Annotated in this window: 21 protein-coding genes; 7 read left to right on the forward strand and 14 right to left on the reverse strand. The window is 71.3% G+C overall.

The annotated features are described in order from the left end of the window. The first annotated feature begins 63 nt into the window (after positions 1-63). Together ABSY19_RS28520 and ABSY19_RS28525 are read left to right on the forward strand one after the other, a co-directional pair. Positions 64-1,377, forward strand: a complete 1,314-nt coding sequence (locus ABSY19_RS28520) for a site-specific integrase (protein WP_210931542.1) — start codon at positions 64-66, stop codon at positions 1,375-1,377. 42 nt (positions 1,378-1,419) lie between these two features. Then, entirely contained in the window at positions 1,420-4,413 is a 2,994-nt protein-coding gene (locus ABSY19_RS28525) for a Tn3 family transposase (RefSeq protein ID WP_382157901.1), read from the forward strand. A 2-nt stretch (positions 4,414-4,415) separates the two neighbouring features. Here ABSY19_RS28525 and ABSY19_RS28530 read toward each other — a convergent pair whose 3' ends face one another. From ABSY19_RS28530 to ABSY19_RS28540, 3 genes are read right to left on the reverse strand one after another with little or no spacing between them, the layout of a single operon-like run. Beyond that, positions 4,416-5,171, reverse strand: coding sequence for an AI-2E family transporter (locus ABSY19_RS28530; protein WP_382164109.1), 756 nt, complete (start codon positions 5,169-5,171; stop codon positions 4,416-4,418). Next, complete coding sequence (locus tag ABSY19_RS28535; protein WP_382164110.1) at positions 5,168-8,023, reverse strand: AMP-binding protein; 2,856 nt, start codon at positions 8,021-8,023, stop codon at positions 5,168-5,170. The genes ABSY19_RS28530 and ABSY19_RS28535 overlap by 4 nt, the downstream gene beginning before the upstream one ends. Before the next feature lie 44 nt (positions 8,024-8,067). Beyond that, positions 8,068-8,889 carry a DUF2459 domain-containing protein gene (locus tag ABSY19_RS28540; protein ID WP_382164111.1) on the reverse strand — a complete coding sequence of 274 codons (822 nt, stop codon included), beginning with the start codon at positions 8,887-8,889 and terminating at the stop codon, positions 8,068-8,070. Between the two features lie 145 nt (positions 8,890-9,034). Between ABSY19_RS28540 and ABSY19_RS28545 the strand changes: the two genes are divergently transcribed. After that, the gene (locus ABSY19_RS28545; protein WP_382164113.1) at positions 9,035-10,111 is read left to right on the forward strand and encodes an NAD(P)-dependent alcohol dehydrogenase; all 1,077 of its coding nucleotides are present in this window, start codon (positions 9,035-9,037) and stop codon (positions 10,109-10,111) included. On the opposite strand, the gene ABSY19_RS28550 is transcribed toward ABSY19_RS28545, so the two are convergent. Further along, on the reverse strand, positions 10,101-10,364 hold the full coding sequence (locus ABSY19_RS28550) for a hypothetical protein (RefSeq protein ID WP_382164115.1): 264 nt from the start codon (positions 10,362-10,364) through the stop codon (positions 10,101-10,103). The genes ABSY19_RS28545 and ABSY19_RS28550 overlap by 11 nt on opposite strands. A 78-nt stretch (positions 10,365-10,442) precedes the next feature. On the opposite strand from ABSY19_RS28550, the gene ABSY19_RS28555 reads away from it, so the two are divergent. Beyond that, entirely contained in the window at positions 10,443-10,700 is a 258-nt protein-coding gene (locus ABSY19_RS28555; RefSeq protein ID WP_382164116.1) for a hypothetical protein, read from the forward strand. A gap of 37 nt (positions 10,701-10,737) precedes the next feature. Further along, positions 10,738-11,193, forward strand: coding sequence for a hypothetical protein (locus tag ABSY19_RS28560; protein ID WP_382164118.1), 456 nt, complete (start codon positions 10,738-10,740; stop codon positions 11,191-11,193). 59 nt (positions 11,194-11,252) lie between these two features. On the opposite strand, the gene ABSY19_RS28565 is transcribed toward ABSY19_RS28560, so the two are convergent. The 8 genes from ABSY19_RS28565 to ABSY19_RS28600 are packed head-to-tail and all read right to left on the reverse strand — an operon-like array spanning position 11,253 to position 18,442. Then, a complete protein-coding gene (locus ABSY19_RS28565) occupies positions 11,253-12,977 on the reverse strand; it encodes a complex I subunit 5 family protein (protein WP_382164120.1) in 1,725 nt (574 codons plus the stop codon). Position 12,978: 1 nt separating this feature from the next. After that, positions 12,979-14,475, reverse strand: a complete 1,497-nt coding sequence (locus ABSY19_RS28570) for a complex I subunit 5 family protein (protein ID WP_382164122.1) — start codon at positions 14,473-14,475, stop codon at positions 12,979-12,981. Beyond that, on the reverse strand, positions 14,472-15,983 hold the full coding sequence (locus tag ABSY19_RS28575) for a complex I subunit 5 family protein (protein ID WP_382164124.1): 1,512 nt from the start codon (positions 15,981-15,983) through the stop codon (positions 14,472-14,474). The genes ABSY19_RS28570 and ABSY19_RS28575 overlap by 4 nt, the downstream gene beginning before the upstream one ends. Next, a complete protein-coding gene (locus ABSY19_RS28580; RefSeq protein ID WP_382164126.1) occupies positions 15,983-16,294 on the reverse strand; it encodes an NADH-quinone oxidoreductase subunit K in 312 nt (103 codons plus the stop codon). The genes ABSY19_RS28575 and ABSY19_RS28580 overlap by 1 nt, the downstream gene beginning before the upstream one ends. After that, entirely contained in the window at positions 16,291-17,217 is a 927-nt protein-coding gene (locus ABSY19_RS28585; RefSeq protein WP_382164128.1) for a hydrogenase subunit MbhD domain-containing protein, read from the reverse strand. The genes ABSY19_RS28580 and ABSY19_RS28585 overlap by 4 nt, the downstream gene beginning before the upstream one ends. Then, the gene (locus ABSY19_RS28590; RefSeq protein ID WP_382164147.1) at positions 17,207-17,560 is read right to left on the reverse strand and encodes a cation:proton antiporter; all 354 of its coding nucleotides are present in this window, start codon (positions 17,558-17,560) and stop codon (positions 17,207-17,209) included. Before ABSY19_RS28590 ends, ABSY19_RS28585 begins: the two co-directional genes overlap by 11 nt. Positions 17,561-17,571: 11 nt before the next feature. Beyond that, complete coding sequence (locus tag ABSY19_RS28595) at positions 17,572-17,889, reverse strand: monovalent cation/H+ antiporter complex subunit F (protein ID WP_382164130.1); 318 nt, start codon at positions 17,887-17,889, stop codon at positions 17,572-17,574. Beyond that, positions 17,882-18,442 (reverse strand): Na+/H+ antiporter subunit E, encoded by a 561-nt coding sequence (locus tag ABSY19_RS28600; RefSeq protein ID WP_382164131.1) that lies wholly within the window; start codon positions 18,440-18,442, stop codon positions 17,882-17,884. Before ABSY19_RS28600 ends, ABSY19_RS28595 begins: the two co-directional genes overlap by 8 nt. 165 nt (positions 18,443-18,607) lie before the next feature. Between ABSY19_RS28600 and ABSY19_RS28605 the strand changes: the two genes are divergently transcribed. Next, positions 18,608-19,543, forward strand: a complete 936-nt coding sequence (locus ABSY19_RS28605; RefSeq protein ID WP_382164133.1) for an alpha/beta fold hydrolase — start codon at positions 18,608-18,610, stop codon at positions 19,541-19,543. After that, positions 19,540-21,414 carry a SagB family peptide dehydrogenase gene (locus tag ABSY19_RS28610; RefSeq protein ID WP_382164135.1) on the forward strand — a complete coding sequence of 625 codons (1,875 nt, stop codon included), beginning with the start codon at positions 19,540-19,542 and terminating at the stop codon, positions 21,412-21,414. Before ABSY19_RS28605 ends, ABSY19_RS28610 begins: the two co-directional genes overlap by 4 nt. 4 nt (positions 21,415-21,418) lie before the next feature. Here the strand turns inward: ABSY19_RS28610 and ABSY19_RS28615 are convergent, their stop codons facing one another. Together ABSY19_RS28615 and ABSY19_RS28620 are read right to left on the reverse strand one after the other, a co-directional pair. Next, entirely contained in the window at positions 21,419-21,796 is a 378-nt protein-coding gene (locus ABSY19_RS28615; protein ID WP_382164137.1) for a YqjK family protein, read from the reverse strand. After that, positions 21,796-22,215: a phage holin family protein gene (locus ABSY19_RS28620; protein ID WP_382164138.1), complete on the reverse strand. Its 420-nt coding sequence runs from the start codon at positions 22,213-22,215 to the stop codon at positions 21,796-21,798. The genes ABSY19_RS28615 and ABSY19_RS28620 overlap by 1 nt, the downstream gene beginning before the upstream one ends. Between the last annotated feature and the right edge of the window lie 15 nt (positions 22,216-22,230).

Raw genomic sequence — 22,230 nt, forward strand, 5'->3', positions numbered from 1 at the left:
GCGATGGCTCCGCAAAAACCATCGACAGGCGCCGGACGTACTGACGGAGCAACATCCCTGACGATGGGTCTTGCCCAATACATCGAGGCAGCCGAGAGCGACAACACGCGCCGAAGCTACGCCTCGGCGATTCGCCACTTTGAAGTCGAGTGGAAAGGTTTGCTGCCATCCACAGCGGACGCCATGGCCCGCTACCTGGCCGACCACGCGGCTACCCTGGCCATCAACACCCTGCGCCAGCGGCTGGCAGCGTTGTCGAGGTGGCACACCGATCAAGGCTTTCCCGATCCCACCAAATCGGCCTTGGTGCGCCAGGTCCTCAAAGGCATTCGCGCTGTCCACAGCGTGCCAGAAAAGCGTGCCCGCCCGCTGGAACTGACCGTGCTTCAGCAGATCGATCAGTGGCTCGATACCGCCATCAGCAATGCGCAGCGGTCCGGCGACCGGCCAGCCGTTCTGCGCCACACGCGCGACCGCAGCCTGATGCTGCTGGGATTTTGGCGTGGGTTCCGCTCCGACGAACTGGTCAATCTGCGTGTGGAGAACATCGAGATCACCACTGGCCAGGGCATGGCCTGCTACCTGGGCCGCAGCAAAGGCGACAGGCAACTGCAGGGCCGTGTCTTCAAATGCCCGGCGCTGACCCGCCTGTGTCCCGTGACGGCATTCAATACCTGGATCAGTCTCGCTGGATTGACCGGGGGCCCTGTGTTCCGAAAGATTGACCGCTGGGGTCATGTGGCCGAGGGGAGCTTGCACGTCAACAGCCTGATCCCCTTGCTGCGCAGCCTGTTCGCCGTATCCGGCGTTGCGTCGCCAGAAGAATACAGCAGCCATTCCATGCGCCGCGGCTTTGCCGGATGGGCCCGCGCCAGCGGCTGGGACATCAAGGAGCTGATGGAGTACGTCGGCTGGAAGGATGTCAAATCGGCCATGCGCTACCTGGATGCATCGAGCTCAAGTCTGCAGGCGCGTTTCGAGCAGGGACTGACTGCATTGGCGCAGCAAGCTCAGTTGCTACCGCCACCATTGCTCCTGGTGACTTCGCAAGCGGGCGCTGCACACCCACCCGCCCAAGAAGCAATGCCTGTGGCTGTCCTGCATGTCACGATGACCTTGGCTCGGTTCAGCAAACACTCGCGCGGCCTGGCCCGCTCCCACCGGCTGATCGAGCAGACCTGCTTTGAGCGTTTTGCGATGCAGCGACTGAACAAGGAAGGCACGCTGTACGAGCTCTCGATTCCTCATTTGTCCCGCGACGCACTGGACGAGGTCATCGCCACGCTTTTGGACGATATGTACCGCATCGCCGAAGACAACCAGTGCCTGTTGGAAACCTCGTTTCATGAGCCGGCGACCGATTCGCACTGGGATTGAGGCGATGGGTAGACAAGCATCCAGGCGGGGCAGTCCCCGCCCATGACCACGCTCCATGAGACGGCCTATCCCAGCCTGCGGCCCGATCCGACACCCCGTGAGTTGGCGGAGCTTTACACGCCGTCCGCAGAGGAACAACGCTTGGCTTGCGACATCGGCAAGCGCGCCTTGCTGCGCATGGCGGCGCTGATCCACCTGAAGGTATTTCAGCGTCTGGGATATTTCATCCCACTGACCGAGGTGCCCCAGGTGATTCGAGAGCACATTGCGCTGCAGGCGGGCGTGATTCGGCCACCCTTGATGGCAGACCTCAAGCGCGTAGAGGCCTCGGGCGCTCGCTCGGCGCTTTTCATGGCGTTGCGCCGCCACCTGAATGTGAGGCCGCTGGACCCTGCAGGCCATGACTGGTTGGCCGTCGTGGCGGACGCAGCGGCCGAGACGAAACATGCCGTGGCCGACATCATCAACGTGATGCTGGAGGAGTTGGTCCACCATCGCTATGAATTGCCCGCCTTCTCGACGCTGGACCGGATGGCGTTTCGCGCCCGGGAAAAGAGCAACAACCAGTATTTCTCCGCCATCGCGGGTCAGCTGACCGCACAGACCAGGGCCCTGATCGACGGTTTGCTCAAAACTTCCACGGGCGAGTCGGTGTCTCCCTGGCAGATGCTCAAACGCGAGCCCAAGAGGCCCACCAACAAGGAGACGCGTACCTACATCCAGCACATCCGACGCTTGCAGCACCTGGTAGAGCAGCTTCCAAAACCCGACGTGCCGGTGCCCAAGCTCAAGCAGTTCCGACTCCTGGCGCGTGCCCTCAATGCGACCGAGATGGCCGAGCTCAAGCCACAAAAACGTTATGCGCTGGCGGTAATCTTGATCCGGGCTCAGCATGCCCAGTCTATGGACGATGCCGCAGACCTGTTCATCCGCCTCATGCAGAACCTGGAGAACAATGCCAGGCAGAAACTGCTGTCGTTCCAGCAGGAGCGCGTCCACAAAACCGACATGCTGGTTGGCCAACTCCGGGACATCCTGGGCGCGTATCAGTTGAAGGGCTCGGACGAACAGCGCGTGCAAGCCATCAGCACGGCCTTGGTGGGCGAGGTGGACGAGTTGCTCAACGAATGCGACCAGCACCTGGCCTACGCCGGACGCAACCACCTACCGTTCCTGCTGCAGCCGTTCAAGATGGTGAGAGCACAGTTGCTCAACTGCATCGACATCGCCTCCCCCAAAGCCAGCAGCGAGGACCTGGTGGTTGAGCGTTTGATTCAGGCCCTTGCCACACTGCGCGACAACCGTGCTGACACCGTGCCCCTGGCCATGCTGGGCCTGAGCGAAGAGAAAGATATTCGCTGGATGTCAGCGCAGTGGAGAAAACTGGTGTTGGTCAAGCCAGTCGGCAAGGGCCGGCCCGAGGCTGTCCACCGCCGGTATTTTGAGCTGGCGGTCATGCATGCGGTCAAGGACGACCTGAAGTCGGGCGACCTCTTCATCAAGTACGGGGAGCGCTACGACGACTACCGCGAGCAGTTGGTCGATGACGAAACCTATGAAAAGGAAGTGGGCGACTATGGTCAGGTTACGGGCATCGAGACAGATCCCAGCGTCTTTGTGTCAAAGCTGAAATCAGCCCTGTCTCAGCGAGCGAAGGAAATCGATGCAAATTTTCCGGAGAACGCCCATGCAGAAATCGTCGATGGACGTCTGATCCTCAGCAAGCCGCCGCGCTCCGACATCGTCGAGGCGGCCGCGCGCATCGACGGCATGATCACCGAAAGGATGAAAGCAGCCAGCATCGTGGACCTCATGATCGACACCGAGCGCTGGTTGGACCTTCACAAGCTGTTTCGCCCACTGGCGGGGACCGACAGCCGCCTTGAGGACTTGCGCATGCGGGTGATCACGACCTTGTTCTGCTATGGCTGCAACCTGGGCCCCGTTCAGACCGCGAAATCGATCAAAGGGCTGAGCCGGCGCCAGATCTCCTGGTTGAACCTGAAATACGTCAGCGAAGACCTTCTGGACAGTGCCATCGTCAAGGTGATCAACGCCTACAACAAGTTTGAACTGCCCGGGTACTGGGGCACGGGCAAACACGCATCGGCCGATGGCACCAAATGGAACCTGTACGAGCAGAACCTGCTGTCTGAGCACCACATCCGCTATGGCGGCTACGGCGGCATCGGCTACTACCATGTCTCCGACAAGTTCATCGCGCTCTTCAGCCACTTCATCTCGTGTGGCACCTATGAGGGCATCCATATCCTCGACGGACTGATGAGCAACGAGTCCGACATCCGGCCCGACACGATCCACGGGGACACACAGGCCCAGAGTTACCCGGTTTTTGCGCTGGCTCACTTGCTTGGCATCCAGCTCATGCCGCGCATCCGGGGCATCCAGGACCTGAAATTCCATCGCCCGGAGTCGAGCGCCGCTTACCAGAACATCAATGCGTTGTTCAGCGACGTGATCGACTGGGCGCTGATTGAACTGCATTTGCCGGCGATGTTGCGAGTGGCTGTGTCCATCAAGACCGGCAAGATAACGCCGTCGGCCATCCTGCGCCGGCTCGGCACTTACAGCCGCAAGAACAAGCTGTACTTTGCGTTCGTCGAACTCGGCAAAGTCATCCGCACCATGTTCCTGCTCAGCTACATCGGCGATGTCGGATTGCGCAAGGTGATCCACGCCGAGACCAATAAGAGCGAGCAGTTCAACGGCTTTGCCGGCTGGTCCTTCTTTGGGGGCGAGGGGATCATTGCCGAGAACATCCGACACGAGCAGCGCAAGGTGATCAAGTACAACCACCTCGTGGCCAACATGATCATCCTGCACAACGTGGTGGGCATGACACGTGTACTGCGAGAGCTTCGCGACGAAGGTACCGAGATCACGCCGGAGATCCTGGGTGGTCTCGCTCCGTTCCGCACGGCACATATCAACCGGTTTGGGGACTACACGCTCGACTTCCGGCGGAAAATCGGGCCGTTGGATTTTGATGTCAGCATATTTCCAATGAAATCATAGAGTTATATCCATTTCTGCTGTCTTTTACATGAATCCCTGCCGACCCTCCAGTAGCCCAGACCGGCCATGACCCCTTGCACGAGCGCGGCCAGCAGCAGGCCGTAGACCACCGCGCGAGTGGTGCTGCCGGCCGCCTCGAAGTAGCCGTGCACGCGCTCGCCGAGCAGCCCCTGCAGCACACGCCGCGCTTCGGCGAGCAGGCGGTCGCCGTCGCGGAACAGGAAGAAGGCGGTCAGCAGCGCCACCGCGAAACGCAGCGCGTTCAGCCCGAGGTCGCCGAGCAGGCGCACGAGCTGCGTGCCGGCACGTTCGCCCCATTGCTCGCCCCATTCGGCGAGCTGGCGGCCCCAGGCGGCGCGGTCGCCGCCCAGTTCGCCCAGCCGCTCCTGCAGCCAGGGCCCGATCCAGGGGATGCGCGCGATCGGCTCGGGCAGTTCGACCCCGGCGCGCAGCAGCGCCACGGTCTCGCGCAGCGCGACTGCGCCTTCGCGCTGCAACAGCAGCACCAGCCACAGCAGCGTCGCGCCGAGCAGCAGCGCCAGCAGTGTCGTCATCGCCAGGGCGGCCCAGATGCGCCGCCCGCCGATTCGAGCCAGCAAGCGCTCGTGCAGCGGCCAGGCGACATAGACGAGGATGGCCGCCCAGGCCACTGCGGTGAGGAAGGGCTGCAGGATGACGAAGCCGACGATCAGCAGCCCGCCGAGCAGCGCCGCGACGATGGCCCGGCGCAACCAGACCGGGGCCTCCAAGTCACTCATTGCGCACCCAGATCGGGCTCGCGCAGCTCGGTGAGCAGGACACCGCGCACTTCATCGCGCGCGGCCACCGCGGCGTCCCAGCCGGTGCCCGTTGGCCGGATCGGCGGCAGCAGGCGCACCTCGACCGGTACGCGTTCGGGCATGAAGCTGCCGGCGCGCAGCAGCGAACGCGTGCCGTGCAGCGCCAGCGGCAGCAGCGGCGCGCCGGCCTCGGCGGCGGTGACGAAGGCGCCGAGCTTGAACGGCAGCAGGCCGGGCGCGCGCCGGAACGTGCCCTCGGGGAAGATGACGAAGGACTCGCCGGCCCGCACGCGCGCGAGCAGGGCCTGCGTGTCCTCGACGCCGCGCGCGGCGTCGAAGCGCTCGACATAGGCGCAGCCCAGGCGGCGCAGCGCCACGCCGACGAAGGGTGCGCCGGCCAGCTCGCGCTTGGCCGCAAAGCCGAAGCGGGGCGGCAGCAGCGCGCCCAGCAGCATCGAGTCGACGTAGCTGGCGTGGTTGGCGACGACGATGCAGGCGCCCTCGGTCGGCAGCTGTTCGAGACCGTGGACCTGCACCGGCAGCCCGATCAGGCGCAGCGCCGCCCGGGCAAAGCCGCGCGCCACGGCGCGGCGGCCTTGCAGGCGCGGGCCGAGCATGATCAGGCACCAGGCGACGCTGCCCAGCGCCAGCAGCACCGTCCAGGCCCACAGGCCCCAGGCGCGGCGGCCGAGCGCGTGCCAGGCGCTGCGGCCGCGCGCTGCGGCCGCCGAGGCGGCCAGCGACAGCCACTGCCGCCACGGCGCGCGCTGCGTTGTGCCGAGCCGGCCCTGTTCGTAGAACTCGCGGCAGGCCGAGCGGCGGATCTTGCCGCTCGAGGTCTTGAGCACGGTGTGCGGCGGTGCCAGCATCACGTCGTCGGCCGGTGCGCCCAGCAGCGTGGCCGACAGCACCGTGATCTCGCGCGCCAGCCGCGCGCGCTCGGCCGGGTCGGCCTCGCGCGTCTCGGCCAGCACCACCAGGCGCTCGGTGGCGTGGCGCGGGTCGGCGGCCGGGAACACCGCCACGCCGCCCTTGCGCACGCCGGGCAGCGCGGCCACGGCGGCCTCGAGCTCATGCGGGTGGATGTTGAAGCCGCCGCGGATGACGATGTCCTTTTCGCGGCCGGTGAGGAACAGCTCGCCGTGCAGCAGGAAGCCGAGGTCGCCGGTATTCAGCCACTCGCCGTCGAACAGCTTCGCGTCGGCCTGCGGGTTGGCCAGGTAGCCCTGCGTGCTCGAGGGGCCGCGGAACTGCACGCGCCCCTGCTGGCGCTCGGGCAACTCGCGCGAACCGGCGTCGACGACTCGGATCTCGTGCCCCGGCAGCGGCAGCCCGCAGGACACGAGGCGCAGCGGCGCGGCGTCGCCCTCGCTCGCCGGACGCGCGATGCCGTCGCGGATCAGCGCCGCACGGTCCACGGGCTCGATCCAGGGCCCACGCTCCAGCGGCGGGAAGGCCAGTCCGACCGAGCTTTCGGCCAGGCCGTAGACCGGCGTCAGCGCCTCGCGCCTGAAGCCGCAGCGCGCGAAGCGTGCGGCGAAGCGCTCGAGCGTGTCGGGGCTCACCGGTTCGGCGCCGTTGAAGGCCAGGCGCCAGCAGGACAGGTCCAGCCGCGCGAGTTCGGTGTCGCCGATCTTGGCCAGACACAGCTCGTAGGCGAAGTTCGGTGCCGCCGACAGCGTGCCGCGGTGCTGCGCGATCGCCTCCAGCCAGCGCTGCGGCCGCGCCAGGAAGGCCAGCGGCGACATCAGCACCAGATGGAAGCCGACCACCAGCGAGCCGAGGCAGGCGCCGATCAACCCCATGTCGTGGTACAGCGGCAGCCACGAGACGAAGGTGTCGCGCGGGCCCACGCCCGAGGCGCGCCACATCGCGCGCAGGTTGGCCAGCAGGTTGGCGTGGGTCAGCACCACGCCCTTGGGCTCGCCGGTGCTGCCCGAGGTGTACTGCAGGAAGGCCTCGTCGGCGGCACCCACCGGCACCGGCGCCGCGCCGGACCCGGTGCCGGCGCGCACGACGTCGGGCACCGTGGCCACCGCCTGCAGCGTGTCGACCTCGGCGCGCAGCAGATGGGCCAGCGGCTTGGCGCGTTCCACCGTCAGCAGTTCGCGCGCCCGGGCGTTGCGCAGGATGCCGGCGATGCGCCGCAGGTGGTCCTCGAGCTGCGAGGGCCGTGCCGGCGGGTACAGCGGCACCGGCACGCCGCCGGCGCGCAGCGTGCCGTAGAAGGCGGCGAAGAACTCGCGTCCGGTCGGCAGCATGATCGCGACCGCCTCGCCGCGCACGAGCCCGCGCGCTTGCAGGCCCGCGGCCACCGCCTGCGCGTCGGCGTGCAGCGCGGCGTAGCTCAGCTCGGTGGCTGCATCGGCGCTTTCGTAGAGCGTGATCAGCACGCGCTGCGGGTGCTGCTGCAGGTGCCAGTCGAAGACCTCCAGCAGCGTGGCCGCGCTGTCGGGGGCGGCGACGTTCGCGCCGGGCAGCGGCGCGGCGGACGCCGCCACCGGCCGCGGCGCCGAGTCCGCGACCCGCGGCGCGCGCTGCACGTGCCCAAGCAGGTCGCGCGGTGTCTCGGCCTGGGTGAGGGCGGCTTCGTCGAGCTGCACGCCGAACTCCTGCCCGATGCGGGCGAGCAGTTCGACGCGCGCCAGGCTGTCCAGCCCGAAGTCGCGCTCCAGCGAGTCGTCCAGGCCGAGCGAGGCGAGGCGCGCGGACGGCTGGCGCAGTTCCGCGGCCACGCCCTGCACGGCGCACAACAGGCGCTGCGCCGCGTCGGCGGACGCGGCGGGCGGCGCCTCGGCCATGGCGGTGTCGCGAACCAGGTCGGTGACCATCGTGGCATTGCAGCGCAAGGCGGGCGGGCCGGCGTTGGCATGCGTCAATCCGCGGCCGGGACGATGGGTGCCCCCGATGCGACCGATGCGGCCGACGCGGCGGGGGCCGGAGGCGCCGGCACATGCCGTGCCAGCTGAGCGAACAGCATCCCCGACGTCAGCGCGAACGCCGGGTGCAGGTCGAGTCCGGCGTCGCGCAGGCGGCGCGCGACCCACACGTTGCAGGTCGCGAACAGGTGGAAGCGCTCGGTCGACGCATAGAAGCGCCCCTGACCGTAGAGCGCCGGGCCGAAGGCGATCGGCGCACCGTCGGCGCCGCGCTCATCAGGCAACCTTCGCGCTTGAAGCGCTTCGGTATGAGCGCTTGGGAGCGGCCCGGCGCGCTCATGGCTGGCGGCGATCGACGCGGCCAGGCGCTGCGCGCCCTGGTGCGAAATCCGCACGGCGAGCAGCGGCGCGCCCGGGAAGGCCGCCTGCGGCGGTCCCGGCAGGGCCACCACGTGCAGCACGCCCGGGCTCGGCCACAGCAGCGCGCGCAGGCCCATCCACCAGCCAGGGTCCGCCGCCTGGTAGTAGGCACGGTCGCCCCAGCCGACCTCGAAATACTGCGCCTGCGCAAACTCGCGCCGCGCCGGCCAGTCGTGCGCCTGCGCCAGCGCCGCCGGCACGACGATGCCGCTGTGCCAGCCGTGCGAGACCACGTACACCGTCACCGCCGGCGGTTCCGGTGTGTCGGACCGGCAAGGCCCGTGCAGCGCGCCGATCGCCAGCGCCGCCGCCAGCGGGGCCGAGGACAGGGCCGCATGCAGCCAGGCTGCGGCGCCGGGTCGTTGCGCCGGACTCCGGGTCGTCGCGAGCCTCGTCATGACGCATTCTGGGCTCGTGCCGCCCCTGCGCCGGACGCCCCGCCGCCGGCACAGGTTGACCGGCGTCAAACGCCGAACGCATTTGCCGCCGACGATCGGAACCGCCGTCAACACTGGGCCCTCGCACCAGGGCAAGGAGATCGTCATGACCAAGAAGATGAAGGCAGCCGTGTTCGTCGAACCCGGTCGCATCGTGCTCGACGAAAAGCCAGTCCCGGACGTGGGCCCGCTGGACGCGTTGATGCGCGTGACCACGACCACGATCTGCGGCACCGACGTGCACATCCTCAAGGGCGAGTACCCGGTGGCCAAGGGCCTGACGGTCGGGCACGAGCCGGTGGGCGTGATCGAGAAGCTCGGCTCGGCGGTGCGCGGCTACCGCGAAGGCCAGCGCGTCATCGCCGGCGCCATCACGCCCAGCGGCTGGAGCAACGCCTGCCAGTGCGGCTGCGGCGCGCAGGACGGCGCCGGCACCGCGCACGGCTGGAAGCCGCTGGGCGGCTGGCGCTTCGGCAACACCATCGACGGCTGCCAAGCCGAGTACGTGCTCGTGCCCGACGCGATGACCAACCTGGCCGTGGTGCCCGACGGCCTGAGCGACGAACAGGTGCTGATGTGCCCCGACATCATGTCCACCGGTTTCGGCGGCGCCGAGAGCGGCGGCATCCGCATCGGCGACACCGTGGCGGTGTTCGCGCAGGGGCCGATCGGACTGTGCGCGACCGCCGGGGCCAAGCTGAGCGGCGCGACCACCGTGATCGGCGTCGACCGCATCGCCGGGCGCCTGGCGATCGCGCGCCGCATGGGCGCCGACATCGTGATCGACTCGAGCAAGGAGGATCCGGTGCAGGCGATCCTGCGCCTGACCGGCGGCCGCGGCGTCGACGTCGCGATCGAGGCGCTGGGCATCCAGGACACCTTCGAAGCCTGCCTGCGCGTGCTGCGCCCGGGCGGCACGCTGTCAAGCCTGGGCGTGTACTCCACCGACCTGAAGATTCCGCTGGGCGCGTTCGCCGCCGGGCTCGGCGACCACAAGATCGTCACCACGCTGTGCCCGGGCGGCAAGGAGCGCATGCGCCGGCTGATGGCGGTCATCCAGGCCGGTCGCCTGGACCTTTCGCCGATGGTCACGCACCGCTTCAAGCTCGACGACATCGAGAAGGCCTACGACCTGTTCGGCCACCAGCGCGATGGCGTGCTGAAGGTCGCCATCACGCCATGACGGCGCAGCTCCCTTTGCGCGTGCTCGCTTGGCTCGTGCTGCCGCTGCTGGCGGCGGGCTTGGCCGGTTGCGCGTCGCTGCTGCCTCGCGGCTCGAGCGAGCAGCCATCGGCCTTCGACAGCTTCGAGGCCGCGCAGCGCGCGCTCGAGCAGGTGGTGCCGTTCCGCACCACGGTGGCCGAACTGGCCGCGTTGGGCTTCGACCCCGAGGGCGGGCGCAACGTCACGCGCGTGCCGTATCCGGAGGTGATCACGCGGCTCGCGCCGCATCCCGGCGTGCCGCTGGAGTCGCTCGACGAGGGCGTGCGCGCCTGCGTCGCGGCACAGGCGCAGTGTCGAGCCTACGTGTTACACTCGGCGGACAGACGCAGCGCCGCGAGGGCTCGTTCTGGCTCGACTTCTTCAACTTCCGCCGCACCACGGCCGTTGCCGGCTGGCGCTTCGACGGCCTGGTCGTCGTGCGCGGCGAGCAGGTGGTGTTCCGCAACTTCGGCGGCGAAGCCCGCATCGACCGTACCGATCGTCAGGTCAACCCGCTCGGGCCGTTGCAGCGCGCAGGCGATGCGATCGGCGCGAAGGTGCTGAACTGATGGTGCCTCTTCTCACTCCACTCGACCTCCACATCCCATGAACGCCAACTTTTCTCCGTCCACGGCCACCGCGCGCCGCAGCCCGTGGCCCCACCTGCTGGTCTGGCTGCCGACCCTGCTGCTCATCGTGCTGTGGTCCCTGTTCGCCTGGGCGGCGCATGCGCTGGCCGGCTGGTCCGGCTGGACGGCGTGGGCCGGCGGCGGCAGCGGCGACTGGCGGGCCTGGATCGATGCGCTCGCGCTGCCGGCCTGGCTGGCGCCTTGGCTGCCGGCCGAGTCGCTCGAGGCGGTGAAGGCCATGCTCGTGGCCGGGGCGCCGCTGATGGAGTGGCTGGTGGCGAGCATGCCCGCCCTGATGGCGTGGCTGCCGGCCTTGGTGCTCGCGATCTGGGCGGCCGGCGCCGGCCTGCTGGTTCTGGGCGGCGTGCTGGGCAGTGTGGCGGTCGGCATCTGGCGCCGCAAGCTGCAGCCGGCGCTGGCCGGCGCGCGCTGAAGCGTCCCGCCCGGTTGGTCACGGCCAGACACGGCCCGGCTCGGCCAAGTCGGCCCGGATCAGCCCACCAGGGCGATGAGCAGCACCGCCAGCGCGGCGGCGATGGCCGCCAATGCCAGGCCGCCCTGCGCCGACAGCGCGGCCTCTGCGCGGCCCAGTGCCGGCCATGACGGCACAACCGCCTGGACCCCCGTTTCAGGCCCGTGGCCGGCGTGTGCGTGTGTCTCCGCCGCTGGTGCAGGTGTTGGCCGCCCGCGCGCCAGTGCGAGCAGCGGCACCAGCAGGTCGCCCGGCGGCACGGTGAATTCGCGCCCGCCGGCGGCGCGCCGCCGCCACGCCGCGGCCAGCGCCGCCAGCGCGGCGCCGAGCAGCAGCGGCCAGGTCGCACCGAACCACGCATCGGCCGTCGTCGGCCCCAGGTCGGCGATGCGGCCCACCGCAGGCCAGCCCAGCAGGCTGAGCAGCACCAGCAGCCCCCAGCCCGCCCACATCGCCCCGTTCGGCGCGTGCGCCGCGTGCGCGCCGCCTTTGGCGTCCTGGCGCAGCAGCCAGACGACACGAAGCATGACCAGCGTGGTGCCGGCCGCCGCCAGCGTCAGCGCCGCGGTCAGGCCCACGAAGTCAGCTGGCAGCGCGGCTTTCAACGCCGCCTTGGCGGCGTAGCCGCTGGTGAGCGGCGCGCCGGCCAGCGCCAGCGCGGGCAGCGCCACACCGAGCATCCACAGCGCGCGCGAGCGTGGCGTGGCCGCGCCGGCCAGGCTCACGCCGAGGAACAGCGCGGCCTTGGCGAACGCATGGTGGAAGGCATAGAGCGTGGCCGCGGCGATGGCGGCCGGCGCGGCGGCCGGCACCGCCAGGGCGATGCCGACGGCCACCGTGACGAAACCCATCTGGCTGATGCTCGAGTAGGCGAGCGCCGCCTTGGCCTGGCGCTGCGTGGCACCGACCAGCGCGGCAGCGAAGGCCGCGGTCAGGCCGAGCGCGATCAGCACCTCGCCCCAGGCCGGCGCGGCCACCGTGCCCAGCGGCAGCAGGCGCAGCCAGCCGAGCAGGCCGGCCTTGATCATCGCGCCCGACAGCACGGCGCTGGCCGGTGTGGGCGCCACCGGGTGCGCCAACGGCAGCCACACATGAAGAGGCAGCGCACCGACCTTGATGCCGAAGCCCAGCAGCGTCAGCGCGGTCACCGCGTCGCGCTGCGGCGATCCGGCCAGCGCCGCGCCGATGGCGTCCAAGCGCAGGCTGCCCGCGGCCTGCCAGGCCAGCGCGATGGCCGCGAACAGCGCCAGCTCGCCGACCACCACCAGCGCGAGGTACACGCGCCCGGCCTGCAGCGCTTCGGGTGTGCGCGTGTGCACCACCAGCCCGTAGGAGGCAAAACTCATCAGCGCGAAGAAGACGTAGAAGCTGGCCGCGTCCAGCGCCAGCACGAGGCCGAAGTTGCCGGCCATCGCGGCCAGCCAGAACAGCCAGAAGGCGCGGCGGCGCGGGTCGTCGTGAAAGTAGCCGGCGGCATGCAGCCCGCCAGCCAGCCACAGGGCTGCCGTGAACAGCAGGAAGATGCGGCTGGTGTCGTCCAGGCCGAAGCGTGCGCCGAGAAAGAGCCACGGCAGGTCCACCGCGCCGGGCGGGGCGAAGAGCGCCAGCACCAGCGCCGGCAGCGCAGCCAGCGGCAGCAGCGGGCGCATGCGCTGCAGCGGGCTCAGCAGCAGCAGGGCCGCGACCAGCGGCAGCAGCGCCGGCGCGAGCCAGGTCAGTGCGCCGGTGAGTACGTCGGTCGGCACCTCAACCACCACCGTACTCCCGCCGCACGATCAGACGCGCCCAGTCCAGCGGGCTCCAGGGCATCGCCGCGAACACACCCACGCCCACCGAAAACAGCGCCGTCAGCAGCACCGGCAGCAGCAGCATCGGCCTGGCGTCGCGCCCGCGGCCGGTGTCCTCGGGCCAGGGGCCGCGCGGTGGGCGGAACCAGGCGCGGTGCAGGATGGGCAGGAAGTACATCGCGTTGAGCAGGCTCGACACCGCAAGCACGCCGATGACCCACCACTGCCCGGCCGCCGCGGCACCCGCGCCGAGGTAGAGCTTGCTGATGAAGCCGGCCACCGGCGGCACGCCGATCATGCCCAGGGCACCCACCGTGAAAGCGGCCGTGGTCAGCGGCATGCGCTGGCCGATGCCGTCCATCTCGCTGACGTGGTGCACGCCCAGCGTCTCGGCGTAGTTGCCGGCGCTGAAGAACAGCGTGATCTTCATCAGGCCCTGGTGCACCAGGTGCACGACCGCGCCGGTGGTCGCCACCGGCCCGAGCACGGCCGCGCCGAGCACGATGTAGGAGACCTGGCTGATCGTGGAATAGGCCAGCCGCTTCTTCAGCTCGTCCTGCGCCAGCGCGCGCCACGAACCGTAGACGATGGTCAGCGCGGCCACGGCGGCCAGCGGCGTTAGCACGCCCAGCGTGGCGGCGAACTCGATGCCGAAGACCTCGTAGACCACGCGCATGATCGCGAAGGCGCCGGCCTTGACCACCGCCACCGCATGCAGCAGCGCCGACACCGGCGCCGGCGCCACCATCGCCTGCGGCAGCCAGCCATGCAGCGGCACCAGCGCGGCCTTGACGCCGAAGCCGATGACCAGCGCCGCGAACAACAGCACCAGCGTGCTGGCGTGCTCGGCGGCGAAGGGTTTCAGGTAGCCGGCACCGACGAAGTCCTGCGGCCCGGCCAGCACCTGCGCGCCGGCCACCGCCAGCAGCAGCAGCGCGCCCGACGGCAGGGTGTACATGAGGTAGCTGCGCCCGGCGGCCAAGGAGGCCGGCGTGCCGCGGTGGATGACCAACGGGTAGGTCACCAGTGTCAGGATCTCGTAGAAGACGAACAACGTGAACAGGTTGCCGGCCAGCGCGATACCGGCGGTGGCCGACACGCACAGGCTGAAGAAACCGAAGAAGCGGCTGCGGTTCGGCGAGTCTTCGAGGTAGCCGATCGCGTAGACCGTGGTCACCGCCCACAGCACGGCCGACAGAGTGAGGAACAGCAGGCTCAGCTCGTCGGCGCGCAGCACCAGCTCCAATCCGGGCAGCAGCGCCAGCCGCGCCTCGTAGTCCTGGTACCGGCCGACGTTCCACAGCATGACGAGGACGAAGATCAGCTCGGCGGCGGCGCCGGCCAGGTTCAGCGCGGTGCGCAGCGTGCGCCGCTGCTCGGGCAGCGCAAAGATGACCAGCCCCGGCAGCAGCGAACTCGCCACCACCGCGACCGGCACCCAGGACGCGTCCGTCATGGCGCGGCCCCGACAGCCAGCAGCGCGCCGAGCGGCCCGCCGGCCAGGGCCATGGCGACCGCAAGCAGCGCGAGCGCGAGCGACGCGAACTGTGGCGTGGTGGGTGCCGAGGGCGCCACCAATGCGCCGGGCGGCAGTTCGCCGGGCTCGACGAAGGCGCGCGACAGCGCATGGAACAGGACCATCGCGGCCAGCAGGCTGCCCGCCAGCACGACGGCGACTGTGACCCAGGCGCCGGCGCGCACCGCCGACTCCACCAGCAGGTACTTGCCGACGAAACCGCCGGTGGGCGGCAGACCGACCAGGCTGAGCGTGGCCAGCGCAAAGGCGGTGGCCGTCAGCGGCAAGCGCGCGCCGAAGCCGGCCAGTGCGTCGATGCGGTCGTGCCCGTAAGCCGCCAGCAGCGAACCGGCGCACAGGAACATCGAGGCCTTGGCCGCGGCATGGCTGGCGGCCAGCAGCACGGCCGCGGTCAGCGCGCCGCCGGCAGCGCCGGCCGCCTCGCGTCCGGCCAGCGGCAGCGCGATCATCAGGTAGCCGAGCTGGGCCACGGTGGAGTAGGCGATCATCGGCTTGAGTCGCTGTTGGCGCAGCGCCTGCACGCCGCCCCACAGCACGGCGCCGGCTCCGAGGGCTCCGAGCAGCGTCGGCACCGCCTGCCAGGGCAGCGCGCCGAACAGGTCCAGCCACAGGCGCGCCAGCAGGTAGAAGCCGGCCTTGACGACCAGCGCCGACAGCGCCGCCGACACCGGTGCCGGCGCTGCGCCGTGTGCCGGCGGCAGCCAGAAGTGCAGCGGGAATACGGCGGTCTTGACCAGCAGGCCGGTGGTCATCAGCGCGGCCGCCAGGCCCACAGAAAGGCTCGGTTGCACACGTTCGCGCAGCTGCTGCAGGTCGAGTGTCTGGTGCGCGGCGTAGAGCAGTTCGACGCCCAGGATGTAGAGCATCGAGCCGAGCAGCGCCAGCAACAGGTAGCGCAGCGCCGCCGCCGCTGCGCCGGCGCCCGCGAGCGCGACCAGCGCCACGGCGGCCAGGCCCAGCAGCTCCAGCGTCACGTAGAGGTTGAACAGGTCGCCCGAGATGTACAGCGCATTGAGCGCGCCCCAGGCCAGCAGCCAGACCGGCCAGAACAGCCAGTCCTGGCGGTCGGTCGGGGTGTCGGGCGCAGGGCCCGGCGCATGCGTGGCGCCGGCCGCATGCGGCGCGTCGAAGTAGCCCCAGGCGTAGAACGAAATGCCGGCGCCGACCACGGCGGTCATCAGCAGCATCGCGCTGGACAGGCCGTCGGCGCGCAGCTCGATGCCCAGCGGCGCGGCCCAGCCGCCGACAATCACACGCTGCATGCCGTCTCGCAGCACTGCCACCTCCAGGCCGAGCACGGCCACCGTGCCGATCAGGCTGCCCAGCAGTCCAGCGGCAGCGGCACCGCGCCGGCCGGCGAGCAAGGCCGCCACCGCCGCGGCCAGCGGCACGGTCACCACCGCGACCATCCACGCGCCGCCGCTCATCACGAGCGATCTTCCGGCAACTGGGCGCTGCCGTCGTGGCGGTGCATGCGCCGCAGCAGCGCCAGCGCCAGCGCCGTGGCACTGACCGCGACGACGATGCCGGTGAGCACCATCGCGTGCGGCACCGGGTCGGGCCCGCCCGCCACGGCGACCGAGCGAGAAGCCAGTGCCACCAGCATCATGAACACGCCCGAGCCGAGCACGTTCAGGCCGAGCAGGCGGCGCAGCACGTGGCGCGCGGCCAGCGCGGCGTACAGGCCCATCGCCACCAGGGCGATGCCGGCCAGGCCGTAGAGCAGGGCCAGACTCATCCCTTGGCCTCCCGCGCCCGGCTGCCGACGAACAGCGCCACCATGATCACGGCGATCGACAGCATCGCGGCGGCCTCGATCAGCAGGATCAGCGCGCCGGCCTGGGCGGGCGGGAAGGTCAGGAAGCCGCTGCCGAAGGCCGCGGTTGCGATGCCAACAGCCAGGAAGACGGCGAAGCCCAGCACCACCGCCGCCCGCATCGGCAGGCTGGCCGGCAGCGACAGCGGGCGCGCCAGGTGCCACAGCACGCCCCCGGCGGCCAGCAGCGCGGCGCCCTGGAAGGCGCCGCCGGGCGCATGCGCACCGACCCACAGCAGGTAGCCCGCCACCACCACCGCCAGCGGCAGCAGCACGCGCAGCAGCAGGCCCAGCATCGGATCCGGCGAGGGTGGCGGCAGCGCCGGCTCGGCATCGAGGATCCACACGCCCAGCACCGCCAGCAGAAGCACGCCGACTTCCAGCAAGGTGTCCCAGCCGCGGTAGTTGAGCAGCGTTGCGGTGACCGGGTTGCTGACGCCGCTGGTCCCGAGGCGCTGCAAGGCCGGTCCGGTCAGTCCCGGCCAGGCTTCGGGCAAGGCCAGCACCGAGGCCACCAGCATCCCCGCCAGGCCGAGCGAGGCCAGCGCGATGCCGGCACGCGCCGGCGTCAGGCCCAGTGGCCGCGCTTCGTCGGCGGCGCCTGCGCGGCCCAGGCGCGCCAACGTGTCCAGCAGCAGGGCGCCTGCCAGCCCGGCGCCGATGGCGGCTTCGGCGAGCGCGACGTCGGGCGCCCCGAGCCGCACCCAGGCCAGCGACAGCAGCAGCCCGAAGACGATGAACTGCACCACCGCCTTGAACAGGTCGGCGCTGGCCAGCGCGCGCCAGCCCAGCCAGAGCAGCAGCACGACCAGCACGAGGTCGAGCGCGTGCACCTCAGCGGCCATCGCGGGCTCCCTCACTGGGACTGCCGGGCGCATCGGGTGCGGCGGGCGCGGTGGTCGGGGCCGGGTCGGCGTGCGCGCGCAGGGCCGAGTGCGCCACCAGGTAGCAGGCCACCGAACTGGCGAACAGCACCAGCAGCCAGACCAGCAGCAGCCGCAGCACCTCGAAGGCATCGCGGGCCTGCAGCACAAGCCCCAGCACAACCAGGCCGAGGCCGAGGTTGTCGGCCTTGGTCAGCGCGTGCAGGCGCGACAGCAGGTCGGGCAGGCGCAGCACGCCGATGCTGCCGGCCAGGAAGAACAGCATGCCGGCACCGATCAGCGCCAGCGACAGCGCAGCACGCAGGTCGTCGCCAGTCACGGCCCATCCTCTGCGGCTCGCTCCTCGAGGCCCGGATGGCCTTCAGGCGGCTGCACACCGATGCGGCGCACGAACACCGCGCCGGCAACGCTGGCCAGCAGCGCGAGCACCAGCGCCACATCGAGCAGCGCCGGCGCGTCCGCCGCCCCGGCTAGCAGCAGCAGCACGGCCACCGCGCCGGTGCCCAGCAGTTGCGCCGCCAGCATGCGGTCGCCATTGGACGGGCCGCGCTCTACGCGCACCAGGCCCAGGGCGATCGTCGCCAGCACCCCGGCAGCGGCGATCCACAGCGCGAGCGTCACCCACTCAGGCATCGGCCGCCTCCGGCGCCGGCAGGGGCAGTGCGAACAAGCCGGCCACATGCTGCTCCAGCGCGGCGAGTTCGGCGGCCAGCGGCGCGGTGGCATCCAGCGCATGGATCAGCAACTCGTGCTCGCCCGCCGCGGCGACCAGCGTGCCGGGCAGCAGGCTGACGCACAGCAAGAACAGCGTGCGCGCCGGACTGCCGGCGGGCAGGCGCCAGCGATAGCGCACCAGGCCGGGTGCGACGCGCGGCCGCCGTGCGCTGACCCGGCCCGCGACGTCGATGCCGCCGCGTACCGACTCGCGCACGAAGTAGGCCGCAAAACGCAGCACCCCGGCCGGATCGAGGCGCCAGGGTGACGTCGCGCCCTCTACCCGTCGCGCGAGCAGCAGCGCGGCGGCGATCGCCGGTACGCCGACGATCCACGACGACGCAGCGCCGCCGGTCAGCACGAGCCACAGCAGCGCCAGCAGCGCGGGCAGCGCCAGCGACCGCGCGGCGGCCGTCTTCACCGGCGTGGCCGGTCCCCCCGGTGCGGGGTCGAGGTGGTTGGGCGGTTGCATGGCTCCCTCGTTGACGCGCAAGTGCCGGCGTCCGCGTCGGCGCACGGCGGCAATTGTGATCACTCGCGTTGCCGCGGCAAGTTTAGCACGGCGTCGTGCCGGCAGCCTTGTTGCACCTCGATGCGCACGTGAGCCCGACCGGGGCGCGGGCAGAATGACTGCGCCATGCTGCCGATCCCAACCGCGCCCGAGCGGGCCTGCACGCTGCACCGCCCGGACGGCGCGTTGCTCGCGTATCGCTTGGCGCCCGCGGCCGCCGGGGCGCGCGGCGTGCCGCTGGTGCTGCTGCACGGCCTGGCGAGCAACCTGAGCCGCTGGTCGGAGTTCGTCGAGCACAGCGTGCTGCGCGGCCGTCATGCGCTGATCCGCCTCGACCTGCGCGGCCACGGTGGCTCGGCGAGCCGCGGCGCGATCGGCCTCGAGCTCTGGGCCGACGACATCGCCGCCGTGCTGGACGCGCAAGGCCACGAGCGGGCGATCCTGGTCGGCCACAGCCTGGGTGCGCAGCTAGCGCTGCATTTCGTCCGGCGGCGCCTTCAGCGTGCCGCCGGCCTGGTGCTGATCGACCCGGTCTTCCGCGAGGCGCTGCACGGCCGCTGGCGGCTGCTGGCGGCCTGTGCGCCGCTGCTGCACGCGGCGGCGCGCGCTGTGCGTGCGTTGAACGCGCTCGGGCTGCGCCGGCGCCATGTCGAACCGCTGGACCTGCGCGAGCTGGACGTCCTGGCCCGCCAGGCGCTGGCGTCGCCCGCGGCCGAGGCGGCCTTCGTGCGTCGCTACAGCTCGGCGCGCGCCGACCTGCGCCACACGCGCACTGCGACCTACCTGCAGGACCTGGCCGAGATGTTCCGCCCGCCGCCCGACCCGACGACGCTGCGGCAGCCGGTGCTGGCGTTGCTGTCCGGCGGAGCCACCTTCGCCGATGCAGCCGTGATGCGCGACAGGCTGGCCCGCCTGCCCGATATGACGCTGGCAACGATCACCTGTCACCACTGGCCCCTGACCGAGCGCCCGGCCGAGGTGCGCGCCGCCATCGAGCGCTGGTGCGAGCATGCGGCAACGCAGCGCGAGGGCCATCCGGCTCGAAGCGTTGCATCGCGATGAACAAGCTCGCCTGGGTGCTCGTGCCCCTGCTGCTTGTCGCGTTGGCGGCAGCGGTGCTGGCGTGGCGCGGCCGGCTGCCCGGGCGCGCCGTGCTCAACGCCTGGTCGAGCCTGCTGCTGCTCGTCTACCTGGGCGCCACCGCCGGGCTGGGCATCTTCTGGGTCGCCAATCAGCACCTGCCGGTGTTCGACTGGCACTACGTGTTCGGCTACGCGACGCTGCTGCTGCTGGCCGTGCACCTGGCCTACAACCTCCGCGCGCTGTGGGCGCACCTGCGCCGGCGCCCCGTTGTGCCGCCGGCCGGCGCAGACCGGCGTCCGGTGGCGGGCGCGCTGGCGCTGGCGGGGCTGGGCCTGGCGGTCGGCGGCGCCTACTGGCTCGGCCTGCGGCACGGGCGCACCGAGTTGCAAGTGGGCGCCGGTACCGGCCCCGGCGACAGGGGGCTGGCGTTGATCGAGACGTTCCATGCGCACTCGTCGCACTCGCGCGCCGGCGTGCTGCGGCGCGCGCCGGCGGCCGACTGGGGCGGCGCACCGCCGCCATTCAAATCCCTGGCTGACCGGCCGTTCCTCGCGCTGCCGCCGGCCTGGCGCGGGGCGCCGGAACATGCCACGGCACTGCACGCGCAGGCGCTGGCCACGCTGCTGTGGCATGCGACCGGCGTCACCGCCGAGCGCGGCGGGCTGCGCCTGCGCGCGGCGCCGTCCTCCGGTGCGCTGTTCGCCACCGAGCTGTACGTCGCGGCGCGGCGCATCGGCGGCGTGGCGCCGGGGCTCTGGCACCACGACGTGCCCGGCGGCGGTCTGCGCGAGCTGAGCGCCGGCCTGCCGAGCGCGGTGGCGGCGGCGCTGCCCGACGAAGCCGCCGGCGCGCTCGTCGCGACCGCGGTGTTCCGGCGCAGCGGCCACAAGTACGGCGACCGCACCTACCGCTACGTGCTGGCCGACCTCGGCCACCTGCTCGAGAACCTGCGTGCGGCCGCCGCCGCGCTCGGCGTGCCGCTGCGCCTGGCGCGCGGCTTCGACGAGTCGCGGCTGGCCCAGGCGCTGGGCCTCGACGAGCGCGAAGAGGGCGTGCTGGCGCTGGTCTGGCTGTACGCGCCCGGGGCCGGGGCGCCGGACGCGGCCGCGCTCGCGCGGCTGCGCGCCGCGACTCCCGCCGCGGCAGTGACGCTGGGCGTCACCGAAGCCGTGCATCGCGCGACATCGCTGCGTGTCGCGGGCGAAGGCGAGACCGCGCTGCCGGGCCCCGCGGCAGCGAGGGCCGTCGTGCCCGGTTCCTTCGCGGCGCCCCCGCTGGCCTTGCCTCGGCCGGTGCGATCGACCTACGACCCGCTGCCGGTGATCGCCGCGCGCCGTTCGGTGCGCCGCTACCGGGCCAGGCCGCTGCCCTTGGAGGCCTTGTCCGAACTGCTCGACGCGATGTCGCGTCCTGCGGCGCTGCTGTCGGGCGCGGTGCGGCTGCACGTCGTCGCGCACGCGGTGCAGGGTCTGGCCGCAGGCGCCTGGCGCTACGACGCAGCAATGCATGCGCTGCGCGCGAGTGCCTCGGGCGTGCCTGCCGCCGAACGCCGCCGCACGCGCGCCGCCGCGCTCGACCAGGACGCCGCGGCCGATGCGGCAGCGGTGATCGTGATCGCGATCGACCGCGCCGCGTTCGCCACCGATGCGATGGGTGCGGCGAGGGGCTATCGCCACGCCTTTCTCGAAGCCGGCATGGCCGGCGAGCGGCTGTATCTGCGGGCCGGGAGCCTCGGTCTCGGCGTGTGCGCGGTCGGTGCGTTCTACGACGACGAGGCGGCGGCGCTGATCGGCGTCGATCAGGAGGGCGAGTGGGTCGTGCACTTCGCGACGCTGGGCTGGCCGGCCTGAGACTTCACGGCGCCGCGGTGGCAAGCCTCAGGCCCGAGGCGCTGGCGGCTGCGCTGCCGGTGTGGCGGGCGTGTCGGGGGCGCAGCGACAGGGCGGCGGCGACCCACGGGCGCAGGCGGCGCGACACGCGCCACAGCCACCATCCCCGCCGCAGCCAGCGCAGCGCTCGCCGAGGACGTGTGGCCAGCAGCAGCGCGCCGGCGCCGAGCAGCCACCAGCGCTGGGCATGGACCCAGCGCGCCACCACCAGCGCGCCGTCCGCCACGCCGAGCGGTCGCTCCCAGGCCACCGCCTCGCGCACGAGTGTGCCGCGCAACGCCGCGCTGCGGGCGAGCAGGCGGTCCTTGCGCGCCTGGAGATGCCGGGCCGCTTCGCCCGCCATCAGCCCGGCGCTCCGGGCCGCTCGTCGGCCCCGCTCAGTGCCTGCCGATCGCGTGCCAGTTCGGCAGCGCTCGCCGCGAAGGCTCCTTCCGTTGCGCGCAGCCGTATGCGCGCCCGGTACAGCGCCAGCGCGGCGGCGCCGAAATACACGGCCAGCAGCGCGGCCCAGGCGATCCAGCGCGCGCCGTCCCAGAAATAGGCCAGCACGCCGGCCGCCAGAACGACCAGGCCGGCGCCGAGCAGCACCAGCCCTGCGCCGGCCCACACCAGCGCGGCCAGAGCGCGGAGCTTCTGGTCCTCGATCTCGGTGCCGAGCAACTCGAGACGCACCTGCCCCAGTTCGAGCACGGTGTCGAGCAGACGCCGCAGCGATCCGAGCAGGCCGGCGCCGCCCGGCGGCGGGTTGTCGCTCGCAGGCACGAGGCGCTCCGGCGC

The sequence above is a fragment of the Hydrogenophaga sp. ANAO-22 genome (assembly GCF_042466645.1).
GTDB lineage: Bacteria > Pseudomonadota > Gammaproteobacteria > Burkholderiales > Burkholderiaceae_C > Hydrogenophaga.